This window comes from Wigglesworthia glossinidia endosymbiont of Glossina morsitans morsitans (Yale colony), from assembly GCF_000247565.1.
Classification (GTDB): domain Bacteria; phylum Pseudomonadota; class Gammaproteobacteria; order Enterobacterales; family Enterobacteriaceae; genus Wigglesworthia; species Wigglesworthia glossinidia_B.
Window position 1 is genome coordinate 395,906 of the sequence record NC_016893.1, and the last position, 12,148, is coordinate 408,053.

The 12,148-nt window shown below is 25.3% G+C and carries 10 protein-coding genes; 7 read left to right on the forward strand and 3 right to left on the reverse strand.

Features of this window, described 5'->3' with window-relative positions:
• Positions 1 to 2 precede the first annotated feature (2 nt).
• From lpxB to WIGMOR_RS01950, 4 genes are all read left to right on the forward strand, one after another.
• Positions 3 to 1,151 (forward strand): lipid-A-disaccharide synthase, encoded by a 1,149-nt coding sequence (gene lpxB, locus WIGMOR_RS01935; RefSeq protein ID WP_041944165.1) that lies wholly within the window; start codon positions 3 to 5, stop codon positions 1,149 to 1,151.
• Positions 1,152 to 1,189: 38 nt separating this feature from the next.
• On the forward strand, positions 1,190 to 4,672 hold the full coding sequence (dnaE, locus tag WIGMOR_RS01940) for a DNA polymerase III subunit alpha (RefSeq protein ID WP_014354158.1): 3,483 nt from the start codon (positions 1,190 to 1,192) through the stop codon (positions 4,670 to 4,672).
• Between the two features lie 6 nt (positions 4,673 to 4,678).
• Positions 4,679 to 5,638: an acetyl-CoA carboxylase carboxyl transferase subunit alpha gene (accA, locus tag WIGMOR_RS01945; protein WP_014354159.1), complete on the forward strand. Its 960-nt coding sequence runs from the start codon at positions 4,679 to 4,681 to the stop codon at positions 5,636 to 5,638.
• Positions 5,639 to 5,852: 214 nt separating this feature from the next.
• Positions 5,853 to 7,298 carry a potassium/proton antiporter gene (locus WIGMOR_RS01950; protein ID WP_014354160.1) on the forward strand — a complete coding sequence of 482 codons (1,446 nt, stop codon included), beginning with the start codon at positions 5,853 to 5,855 and terminating at the stop codon, positions 7,296 to 7,298.
• Positions 7,299 to 7,326: 28 nt separating this feature from the next.
• Here WIGMOR_RS01950 and alr read toward each other — a convergent pair whose 3' ends face one another.
• Positions 7,327 to 8,406 (reverse strand): alanine racemase, encoded by a 1,080-nt coding sequence (gene alr, locus WIGMOR_RS01955; protein ID WP_014354161.1) that lies wholly within the window; start codon positions 8,404 to 8,406, stop codon positions 7,327 to 7,329.
• A gap of 351 nt (positions 8,407 to 8,757) precedes the next feature.
• Between alr and minC the strand changes: the two genes are divergently transcribed.
• The 3 genes from minC to minE are packed head-to-tail and all read left to right on the forward strand — an operon-like array spanning position 8,758 to position 10,571.
• The gene (minC, locus tag WIGMOR_RS01960; protein ID WP_014354162.1) at positions 8,758 to 9,459 is read left to right on the forward strand and encodes a septum site-determining protein MinC; all 702 of its coding nucleotides are present in this window, start codon (positions 8,758 to 8,760) and stop codon (positions 9,457 to 9,459) included.
• Between the two features lie 10 nt (positions 9,460 to 9,469).
• Entirely contained in the window at positions 9,470 to 10,303 is an 834-nt protein-coding gene (gene minD, locus WIGMOR_RS01965; RefSeq protein ID WP_014354163.1) for a septum site-determining protein MinD, read from the forward strand.
• A complete protein-coding gene (gene minE, locus WIGMOR_RS01970; protein ID WP_014354164.1) occupies positions 10,290 to 10,571 on the forward strand; it encodes a cell division topological specificity factor MinE in 282 nt (93 codons plus the stop codon). Before minD ends, minE begins: the two co-directional genes overlap by 14 nt.
• A gap of 17 nt (positions 10,572 to 10,588) precedes the next feature.
• Here minE and tsaB read toward each other — a convergent pair whose 3' ends face one another.
• Complete coding sequence (gene tsaB, locus WIGMOR_RS01975) at positions 10,589 to 11,257, reverse strand: tRNA (adenosine(37)-N6)-threonylcarbamoyltransferase complex dimerization subunit type 1 TsaB (RefSeq protein WP_014354165.1); 669 nt, start codon at positions 11,255 to 11,257, stop codon at positions 10,589 to 10,591.
• A gap of 13 nt (positions 11,258 to 11,270) precedes the next feature.
• Positions 11,271 to 12,077, reverse strand: a complete 807-nt coding sequence (gene xthA, locus WIGMOR_RS01980) for an exodeoxyribonuclease III (RefSeq protein WP_014354166.1) — start codon at positions 12,075 to 12,077, stop codon at positions 11,271 to 11,273.
• Positions 12,078 to 12,148 lie beyond the last annotated feature (71 nt).

The window sequence follows — 12,148 nt, forward strand, 5'->3', positions numbered from 1 at the left end:
ATATGCAATATATTTCAATCGGCATAGTAGTCGGAGAAATTTCTGGAGATTTAATTGGCGCAAGTTTAATAAAAACTTTAAATAGTTTAATGCCAAACATTAAATTTTTTGGAATGACAGGACCAGAGATGCTAAAGGAAAAAAATGTTGAATCTTGGTATTCAATAGATGAATTGTCAATCATAGGAATTACTGAAGTTTTATGGAAAATTCCTAAAATTATTAAAATTAGAAAAATTTTAATTAAAAAATTTATTTTTTTAAAACCTGATTTATTTATTGGTATTGATGCTCCAGAATTTAATCTTGATTTAGAATTAGCATTAAAAAAAAAAGGCATAAAAACTATGCATTATATCGGGCCATCTATATGGGCTTGGAGAAAAAATAGAATATTCAAAATTAAAAAAGCTATCGATAAAATCTTAGTTATATTACCTTTTGAAAAAAAAATATATGATTATTTTCATATACCATGTAAATTTATTGGACATCCATTAGCAGATAAAATACCTATTCATCCAAATAAATCTAAAATACGTTCTATTCTAGGTATTCAAAAAAAAACACCTTGCTTAGCTTTACTTCCAGGAAGTCGTATCGCTGAAATTAATCTATTAAGTGAACGTTTTTTAAATGCTGCAAAAATTATAAAATATCATTTTCCAGAACTTAAAATTTTAGTTCCAATGGCAAATTTCTTTTTAAGAAAAAGATTTACATATATTCAATCTCGAGTTGCACCTGAACTACCAATAAAGATTTTAAACAAAAGTTCTTATAAAATTTTAGCATGTTCAGATGCTGCAATTGTTGCTTCTGGAACAGCTACATTAGAGTGCATGTTAGCAAAGTGTCCCATGGTTGTTGGATATTATATGACAACATTTAATTTTATTTTGTTAAAAATTTTAGTGTATACTAAATGGATATCACTACCTAATCTAATTGCAAAAAAATCCATTGTATCAGAAAAAATACAGCAAGAATGTTGTCCAGAAATTTTAGCAAAAGAAATTTTATCTTTTTTCAATGATCCACAAAAAACAAAAAAAATAAAAAATATATTTTATAATTTACATAACAAAATACGCTGTAATGCAGATTATAAAGCTGCCCGTTCTGCTTTATCTCTATTAAAGATAACGTGAAATAAAATCAAAATGTTGTACTTAAAGGAAATATAAACATGTCCGAACCATGCTTTGTGCATTTAAAAATACATAGCGATTATTCTATTATAGACGGTTTATCTAAAATAGAAGATATTTTAAGCCAAGCTAAAAAACTTAATATGCCCGCTATAGCTATTACAGATTTTACTAATATATATGGATTTATTAAATTTTATACTACTGCACATAAATTAGGAATTAAGGCAATTGTTGGTGCAGATTTTTTATTAAAACATGTTGTATATTTAAAAGAAGAAATTTCTGAAATTACTATTCTTGCAGCTAATAACATTGGGTATCATAATTTAATTATGCTTATTTCTAAAGCTTACCGATATGGATATACAGATGTAGGTCCAACAATTAATCGTAATTGGTTAGTGCAATATAGTTCAGGATTAATTATTTTGTCTGGATCGATGTTTGGTGAATTAGGCAAATATCTGGAAAAAAACGAACAAGATAATATTATAAATTGCATCAATTTTTATAAAAAATATTTTTACAACCGATTTTATTTAGAATTAATACGCGTTGGATATAGAAATGAAGAAAACTACATTCAATCAGCATTAAAAATATCGTTAAAATATCATATTCCTGTCGTAGCAACGAATAAAGTCTGTTTTATTCATCCTAAAAATTTTCAATCACACATGGTAAAAATGGCAATTTATAAAAACACTACATTAAAAAATTTAAAAATTACACAATATACTACTAATCAGTATATGCGTAGTTCAGAAGATATGTGTATTTTGTTTTCTGATATACCAGAAGCGTTAAAAAATAGTGTAGAAATTTCAAAACGGTGCAACGTAACTGTAAATTTAAAAAAAAATCACCTACCAAAAATTTTTACGAAAAATTTTTCTTCAGAAGAGTATTTAAAAAAATGTGTAAAATTAGGTTTAGAAGAAAGATTGAAAATAAAATTTCCATCTGAACTAAAAAAAAATATTCATAGAAAAAAATATGATATCCGCATAAAACATGAACTTAATATAATTAATAAAATGCAATTTTCTAGTTATTTTTTGATTGTTATGAAATTTATAAAATGGGCGAAAGAAAATCGTATTCCAGTTGGTCCAGGTAGAGGATCTGGTGCAGGATCTTTAGTAGCATACGCATTAAACATTACCGATATTGACCCATTGAAATTTGGATTGATCTTTGAAAGATTTTTAAATCCGGAAAGAATTTCTATGCCCGATCTAGATATAGATTTTTGTATGGAAAAAAGAGATCTAGTAATTGATTATGTTATTCAAGTATATGGAGAAAAATCTGTTGCACAAATTATTACTTTTGGAACTATGACAGCAAGATCTGTAATTCGAGACGTCGGCAGAGTGTTAGGATACCCATATGCATTTGTAGATAGAATTTCAAAATTAATTCCATTAGATTTTGGAATAACTTTACAAAAATCTTTAATAACTGTAAAACAATTACAGCAACTATATAATAGTGACGAAGAAGTAAAAACAATTATTAATATGGCAAAAAATCTCGAAGGTTCTATAAAAAATGTTGGAAAACATGCTGGAGGAATAGTAATTGCGCCAAATAAAATTACTAACTTTACTCCAATATATTATGATTTTAAAAATCATACTCAACTTACTCAATTTGATAAAGATGATATCGAAAAAGTAGGATTAGTAAAATTTGATTTTTTAGGTTTACGTACACTTACTGTAATTGATTGGACTGTAAAAATAATCAACAGAAAAAAATCAGCAAAAAATCTGGATTTAATAAATATTGTTGATATTGATTTAAATGATACAAAAAGTTTTAATACATTAAAAAAAGCGCAGACTACTGCTATCTTCCAATTAGAATCTAAAGGCATTAGAGAATTGATTAAAAGATTACAACCAGATTGTTTTGAAGATATTATTGCTTTAGTTGCATTATTTCGTCCGGGCCCATTAAAATCAGGAATGGTAGAAAATTTTATTAATAGAAAACATGGTCGTGAAAAAATTGCTTATCCTGACCCAATATGGCAACATAAATTGTTAGAACCAATTTTACAATCAACTTATGGCATTATTTTATATCAAGAGCAAGTAATGAATATTGCTCAAATTTTAGCAGGATATTCTTTAGGAGAAGCAGATATTCTAAGAAGAGCAATGGGCAAAAAAAAACAGCAAGAAATGTCAGAACAACGTGCAAGATTTAAATCTGGTGCTTTAAAAAAAGGAATTAATGAAATTTTTTCAATGAAAATATTTGATTTATTAGAAAAATTTTCCGGATACGGCTTTAACAAATCTCATTCAACAGCATACGCTTTACTTTCTTATCAAACATTGTGGTTAAAAACACATTATCCGTCTGAATTTATGGCAGCAGCTATGAGTGCCGATATAGATAATACTGAAAAAATTATTATTTTATCAGAAGAATGCAAAAATTTAGGCATTAAAATTCTTTCTCCAAATATCAACATTGGTAATTATTATTTTCGTTCAGAAAATAATACAATTATATATGGATTAGGTGCAATTAAAGGTGTCGGAGTTTCTTCGGTACAAGATATTATAAAACAATTAAAAAAAGATGGAAATTTTAAAAATATATTTGATTTATGTGCACGTACAGATTCTAAAAAATTAAGTCAAAGAGTTATAGAAAAATTAATTTATTCGGGAGCCTTGGATACGTTACAAAAAAATCGTTTCAATAGCATACAAGAGTTGCCAAATGCTATAAAATATGCGCGTCAAAAAACAACAAATGTTCTTTATAAACAAACAGACATGTTTCATAAAATTTTAAATTCATTTCAAATGAAAAAAAATATTACTCGTAATGAACCAAAAAATTTTTTGTTTGATCATTTTCATTTTTTAGAAGAAGAAAAAAATGCTTTAGGATTTTATTTAAGTGCACATCCGATTCAAAAGTATTTAAAAGAGCTTCTTCATTATTCAAACGGAAAATTTTTGAAAGATATTAAATCTAGTTTAAAAGGACAAAATAGAACAGTGTTTGGTATTATATCTTCAATTAAAATGATACGCGATAAATCTGGAAATTATTTTCAATCATTAATTTTAGATGATTCTTCAAAAAAATTAGAAATAATATTAAATTCTGAATTATCTAATAAATATAAAAATATTATTAAAAAAAATAAAATTATTCTTTTAAATGGAAAAATTTTATTTCAAAAAAATTATTTGAGAATTTTTTGCAAAAAATTAATGAGTATAGATGAAGCTCGAAAAAAATATGTAAAAAAAATCAACTTATTTTTATCATATCATAAAGATTTAAATAATTTATCAGAAAATATACGTACACTTTTAAATAAAGAAAAAACAGGAAATATATTAATTGAATTTTTTACTAAAAATAAGAATAATATAATTAAATTATATGATACAGAAAAATTTTATATAGAACCTACAGAAAAAACGATTAAAAATATATATTTAATACAACATATTAGAAAAGTTCATTTTGAATTTTATTAAGATATTATGAATTTAAATTTTCTTGATTTTGAACAACCTATTGCGAATTTAGAAGCTAAAATTAATTCTTTAGTTGAATTAAGCAATCGAGATAAAACATTACATATTAATTTAGATAAAGAAATTCTTTGTTTACGTAAAAAAAGCTCAGAACTGACAAAAAAAATTTTTTCTAACCTTGATGCATGGCAAATTACTCAATTAGCAAGACATCCCATGCGACCATATACTCTAGATTATATAAAAAATATTTTTACAGATTTTGATGAATTTTCTGGTGATCGTTTATATGGTGATGACAAAGCAATTGTTGGAGGGATAGGTCGATTAAATTCAAGACCAGTTATGGTAATTGGTCATCAAAAAGGTAGGAATATAAAAGAAAAAATTTTTAGAAATTTTGGAATGCCTGCTCCAGAAGGTTATAGAAAAGCATTAAGACTAATGCAAATGGCAGAACAATTTAAACTGCCCGTAATTACATTTATTGATACTCCTGGCGCTTATCCCGGAATAGGTGCTGAAAAAAGAGGACAATCAGAAGCGATTGCAAAAAATTTAAGAGAAATGTCTACACTAGAAGTGCCTATAATTTGTACTGTTATAGGCGAAGGTGGTTCTGGAGGCGCTTTGGCAATTGGAGTGGGTGATAAAATTAATATGTTACAATATAGTATATATTCAGTAATTTCTCCAGAAGGATGTGCAGCAATTTTGTGGAAAAATGTAGAAAAAGCCCCGATCGCTGCAAAATCTATGGGAATTATTGCAAATCAATTAAAAAAATTAAATTTAATTGACACCGTTGTTCCTGAACCTTTAGGAGGAGCTCATCGAAATTTACAGACTGTTACTTCTAATTTAAAAGATAGATTAATCAAAGATCTCAAAATACTAGATAAAATGACAACTACTGATTTGTTAAGCAGTAGATATAAAAAATTGATGAATTATGGAAATATTTAAAATATGTACTAAACATCATAAATAAAAATATACAAAGTTTAATTTTATAAAAATATAAATTTAAAAAAAATAATATAATCTATATAAAATTTTAATATTTTAAATTTATAAAGTAAATAATTTATTTAAATGTAAAATGTATTATATAATAATCTACATTATTTATAATTTAATTTTTATAAGATTTCATACATAACAAATCTTCTTTATTAAAATGATTAGCTATTTTATTGTTGGTTCATTATTAGTAATAATTAGTATTATACTAAGTTCATTTTCTTCAAGATTGGGGATTCCTATTTTATTGATTTTTTTAGTACTTGGAATGTTAGCTGGCATTGACGGTATAGGGAAAATAGATTTTAATGATTATTCTGTTGCTTATACAATAAGTAATTTAGCATTAGCAATTATTTTATTAGATGGAGGCATGAAAACTAAGTTTCAAGCATTTCGAATAGCATTGTTGCCAGCTTTATCATTATCTACACTTGGCGTTATTATTACATCAGGACTTACTGGGATCGTTGCAGCATGGATATTTAAGTTAGATATTTTAGAAGGCATGTTAATTGGTGCTATAATCGGATCAACGGATGCTTCTGCTGTTTTTTCATTATTAGGCAATACAAATCTAAAAGAACATGTAAATGCTACATTAGAGATTGAATCTGGAAGTAACGATCCAATGTCTATGTTTTTAACTACTATACTCATTTCTACTATTCAAAATAAATATCCTACATATGTAAATTTTACTGTTTTATTGCATTTATTTTATGAATTTGGATTAGGTATTTTACTTGGATGCATAGGAGGGTGGTGTATATGTAAAATTATTAATCGTTTAAAATTAGCACATTCTTTATATCCACTTTTAGCTTTAAGTGGAGGAATTATGCTATTTAGTATCACTAATTTATTGCATGGTAGCGGTATTTTATCAGTTTATTTATGCGGTTTAATGTTAGGCAATTATCCTATTCGTAATCGTTTTGAAATTTTGCAAATGTTTGACGGCATGACATGGTTAAGTCAAATTTGCATGTTTTTAATTTTAGGATTACTAGTGACTCCTAGCGACTTGTTAAGCATTGCTAAGCCAGCATTATTGTTGTCTTTTTGGATTATTTTTATTGCACGTCCTTTATCTGTATTATTTGGGTTATTACCGTTTAAAAAATATTCTAAAAAAGAACTTTTATTTTTGTCTTGGGTAGGTTTAAGGGGAGCTGTACCTATTATTCTTTCGGTATTTCCTATGATGGCTGGTTTAGATAATGCACGTTTTTATTTTAATGTATCTTTTTTTATTGTTTTAATTTCTTTATTGATACAAGGTACATCAATTAATTTTGCTGCAAAATTAACCAACGTAATAGCTGAAAAGATGTGTCAACCAATTTTTCGGGGAGGTATAAGTTTTTATCAAGAAAATTCTTGGGAGATATTAATTTACCAAATTAAAATTGGAAGTCATTTATCTAATGTTCCAATCAATCAATTAAGTTTGCCACGATTTGTGTATATTGTAGCAATTTTTAGAAAAAATAAATTTGTTCAAGTTGTTTCTCGAAACGTTTTAAATTGTGAAGATATCGTAATTTTTATAGGAAAAACATCTGCAATATTTAAATTAGAAAAATTGTTTAATAGTTAAAATTTTTAATATATTTAAAATACTTATTTTATTCAACTTTTACGGATACTCTCGAATTAATTTTACACATTAATTCATAACTAGTTGTTCTTGCTGACTGAGCAATATCGTTTATTTTAATATTTTTTCCCCATAATTCTACTTTAGAACCAATTTTAGCATTTGGGCACGGTTTTAAGTCGACTGTTAACATATCCATGTATATAGAACCAATTACTTGTGTGCGAATACCATCTACTAATACTGGAGTTCCGCTCGTATTAATGTTATAAGGGTATCCATCTGCGTATCCGCAAGAAACTATCCCAATAATATTATCAAATTTTGAATAATAATTTTTTCCATATCCAATAAATTTTTTAGAATTTACTTTTTGAATGGCTATTAATTTACTTTCTAGTGTCATAACTGGTTCAAAATCATCATATTTTTGATCAAAAAAATTTTTTTGAAACGGCAATATTCCATATAATATTATTCCTGGCCTAACCCAAGACTTATGAGTTTCAGGATGCAACAAAATTGCCGTCGAATTTGCTAAACATAGTGGAATTTTTTTTATTTTACTAAAAACCGAATCAACAATTTTTAATTGTTGATGCACAGAACTTTTTGAATAACTATGAGCAAAATGGCTCATTAATGTTAAGCTGGATACTTTTTTTAATTGATATAATTCATTCCATGAATGAATAAAATTATTTTTGTTAAATCCTAGTCGGTTCATTCCGCTATTTAATTTTAAATATACATGAATAGGTCGATTTATATTATATTTTTTTAATATATCTATTTGCCATGTGCTATGTATCACCGTAGTGACTTCGTGTTGACATATTTCGAAAAGCTCTGATTTATTAAAAAATCCAGAAATTAATAGAATTGGTCCTTTCCAGCCATTTTCTCTTAAAAAAATTGCTTCATTTATTTCTAATACGGCAAACCCGGAAGTTTTGCGTAATCCTTGTAAAGCTGCTTTTATTGTGTGTCCATAAGCGTTTGCTTTTATAACACACCAAATTTTTGATTTTGGAGCATATTTTTTAACAATATTTAAATTTGACGTAAATGCTTTTAAGTTGATTTTCAATACAGCATGTCTTGGCATTTTTAATTCTCTATAAATATTTTAAATATAAAAGATTTTTAACTAAAAAATTTATGCATTTTAATGTATTACAAATTATAATATTTTAATAAAGTTATAATATATATGTTATCATATTATTTCGATTTTTAATATTTAACATCATATAAATTTAAAATTTTTATATATTTCAAGAATTTTGAAGCATTTAATTTTGTATAAAATTTTTGTTTTAAATATAAACAAATTTTTATATAAATTAATTATTATATAAAATATTTTTAAATATTAAAATTTATAAACTAAAAAACAAAAAAATTATATAATTTTTTTAGAAAAATTATATATAATATATAAAACGTTAAACGTTCTATGTCAAATAAATCTTATGTAAAATTTTCAGTTGAACATTTTTCATCTTTAGTATTATACGTATATAATTTAAAAATAAAAACAATTGAAAAAATTATAAATAAAAAAATTAAACAATTTCCTAATTTTTTTAAAAATATACCTTGTATTATAGATGTTTCTAATTTAACTGAACATGATTATTTATATTGGCAAGAAGCTTATCATAGTATTTTAAACACAGGACTATATATTATTGGCGTAAGTGGATACATCAATAACAAATGGAAGCTAGCTTTAATTAAAAGTAATATACCAATCTTAAATAAAAAAAGATCAATTGATAAAAATTTTTCTTCAAAACCAGAAAAATACAAAAAAATTTATAGCGATTTTGTTGTTGATAAACCGGTGCGATCCGGACAAATTATATATGCAAAAAATAAAAATTTAATAATTATAAATACTGTAAGTTCAGGTGCTGAAATAATTGCAGACGGCAACATTCACGTGTACGGAACTTTACGTGGAAAAGCTTTTGCAGGAGTAGGAGAAGCAGATAGTCAAAAATGTCAAATTTTTTGTACGCAATTGTTAGCAGAATGCATATCAATCGCAGGTAAATTTTGGATTAATGAAGATATTCCAAAATCAAATTTAGGAAAATCTGCAAGATTTTTTTTAAAAAAAAATATATTAACTATTCAAAAATTTAGTTTGTAAGGAAATAATTATGACAAAAATTTTAGCAATTACTTCAGGAAAAGGAGGAGTGGGAAAAACTACGTCTAGTGCTTCAATAGCGACAGGTTTAGCTATTTTAAAAAAAAAAACAGTGGTGATTGATTTCGATGTTGGATTAAGAAATCTTGATTTAATTATGGGATGTGAAAGAAGAGTGGTATATGATTTAGTTAATGTTATTCAAGGAGAAGCATCATTAAATCAAGCTTTAATTAAAGATAAATACACTGATAAATTGTATATTTTACCAGCTTCTCAAACAAAAGATAAAAATATATTAACACATGAATCTATTAGTATTATGTTAAAAAATTTGCAAGATATGCAATTTGATTTTATTATATGTGATTCTCCGGCAGGAATTGAAAAAGGCGCTCTTCTTTCTTTTTATTTTGCGGATGAAGCAATTGTTATTACAAATCCAGAGATATCATCTGTACGTGATTCAGATCGAATTTTAGGTATGTTATCTTCAAAATCTTATCGAGCTGAAAACAATCTTGAACCTATAAAAGAACACTTATTATTAACACGATATAATGTAAAGCGTGTAATTAATGGCGATATGTTAAGTGCAGAAGACGTAATTGATATTTTACGTATTCCTCTATTAGGTATAATACCCGAAGATACATCTATCTTAAAAGCTTCCAATCAAGGTAAACCTATTATTTTGGATAATAAGTCACAAGCAGGTCAAGCTTATAAAAAAGTATCACGTCGATTATTAGGAGAAGAATGTACTTTCAATATATTAAAAAAAGAAAAAAAAATAGGCATAATTAGACGATTATTTTATGGAATTAAACATGGTATTACTTAATTTTTTTATATCTCGAAAAAAAATGACTGCTCATACAGCCAAAAAACGCCTAAAAATTATTATTGAAGAACAAAGAAAAAATGCAATCAAACCAGTATATGTACAATTAAAAAAAGATCTTAAAAGAGTTATTGGAAAATATTTTAATATAAATCCGAATACATTGTCTATTAAATTAGAACATAAAAATCATAAAGATTTACAAATATTTGAATTAAATATTATTTTACCAAAAGAACATAAAACAACAAATGTTGTGAGTGAATAATATATTTTTTAATTGAACTAAAAATTAAAAAAATTTTTCTTATAAAGAAGTTCTTTACATAAAAAATTTTTTTTATGAGAGAAACAAAAATTAGCTAGTGTCACAATATCTTGTGAACTGGAAAAAATATTTTTAACATAAACAATGTTCGCATTAATTTGAACAAAATTTTTTAGTGATTGATATTTTTCCCAACTATTTCCCGATATTATCTGGATATTAGGTATATAATAGATTAGAGACAATAGTTTTTTTGGCGTAGAAAAATGTTCTTTTAATATTTCTATTGTATTATTATCTTTTTGGTAAACAGCCCAATTAATTAAATTTTTACTAAAATTAATAGCAATTAATACTTTTTTACAATTAGTATGTGTAAAAATTTTTTGTGCTAATATGTGTAAAGCAGATATACCTAAAACAGGTAAATTGTTAGCAAAAGATAATCCTTGTATAATTGCAATGCTAATACGTAACCCTAATAAACTTCCTGGGCCTTTATTAAATACAAAATAATTAACATTTGAAAGTAATAAATTAACATCATGTAAAGTTTTTTTAATTGCATATAAAATATATTTTGTATTTTCTTTTTTTATCGCTTTATATTCAGTAGAAATTTTGTTATTTTTCATGCAAGTAACTGAATATATTTGATTTGTAAAATCTAGTGCAAGAAAATTCATAAAATAAAATCTCTTAAATATTCATTTTTATCCAAATTGGGACATGATCTGATGCAGTATGAATTAATCGAATATGATATAGTATACCAGAAGATTGAATATACTTTAATATATTATGAGTGGCTAAAAACAAATCAATTCTTAAACCGATATTTTTTAAATACCCTTGCGATCGATAATCAAACCAAGAATAAAAATTTTTTTTTTGAGGATATAAATAACGAAATACGTCTTTAAATCCTAATTGAAATAAGTTATTCAACCACATTCTTTCTTCAGGTAAGAATGCACATTTTTTTAAATTTAACCATTGCTTGTACGAATTTACACTTAATCCGATATCTAGGTCTGTTGGACTAATATTCATATCCCCCATAATTAAAATATGAGCATTTTTTTCACAATTTCTTTTTAAAAAAAGATATAATTTTTGATAAAAAAATTTTTTTTCTTCAAATTTATCTGTCTTATAGAAAGACTCTCCATGAGGCGCATATATGTTGATTACAATAAGTTTTTTAATTTTTTTTGTTTTTAATTCAATCGCAATCACACGGCGTTGCCTATTGTCATAATTATACAGTCCTCGAAATGTTTTTTGAATTTTAATTCGACTTAAGAACGCAACTCCGTGATATTGTTTTTGTCCATATACATGTGCTCGATATCCATATTGTAAAAATTTTTTCTCTGGAAAATATTCTTCTTGCGTTTTAATTTCTTGCAATCCGATAATTTCAGGATAAATAGATCGCATGATAAATAATACTTGTTTTTCATGAGCTCTTACTCCATTGATATTAAAAGATATAAATTGCATATATAATTCATTTATATAAATTTTTTTATTAATTTTATTATATGTTAAATATTTTAAAATGTTATTAAAAT

Excerpts from the sequence above, each read along its gene's own strand:
- lpxB (WP_041944165.1), top strand. The coding sequence starts at position 3 with ATGCAATATATTTCAATCGGCATAGTAGTCGGAGAAATTTCTGGAGAT.
- dnaE (WP_014354158.1), top strand. The coding sequence starts at position 1,190 with ATGTCCGAACCATGCTTTGTGCATTTAAAAATACATAGCGATTATTCT.
- accA (WP_014354159.1), top strand. The coding sequence starts at position 4,679 with ATGAATTTAAATTTTCTTGATTTTGAACAACCTATTGCGAATTTAGAA.
- WIGMOR_RS01950 (WP_014354160.1), top strand. The coding sequence starts at position 5,853 with ATGATTAGCTATTTTATTGTTGGTTCATTATTAGTAATAATTAGTATT.
- alr (WP_014354161.1), bottom strand. The coding sequence starts at position 8,406 with ATGCCAAGACATGCTGTATTGAAAATCAACTTAAAAGCATTTACGTCA.
- minC (WP_014354162.1), top strand. The coding sequence starts at position 8,758 with ATGTCAAATAAATCTTATGTAAAATTTTCAGTTGAACATTTTTCATCT.
- minD (WP_014354163.1), top strand. The coding sequence starts at position 9,470 with ATGACAAAAATTTTAGCAATTACTTCAGGAAAAGGAGGAGTGGGAAAA.
- minE (WP_014354164.1), top strand. The coding sequence starts at position 10,290 with ATGGTATTACTTAATTTTTTTATATCTCGAAAAAAAATGACTGCTCAT.
- tsaB (WP_014354165.1), bottom strand. The coding sequence starts at position 11,257 with ATGAATTTTCTTGCACTAGATTTTACAAATCAAATATATTCAGTTACT.
- xthA (WP_014354166.1), bottom strand. The coding sequence starts at position 12,077 with ATGCAATTTATATCTTTTAATATCAATGGAGTAAGAGCTCATGAAAAA.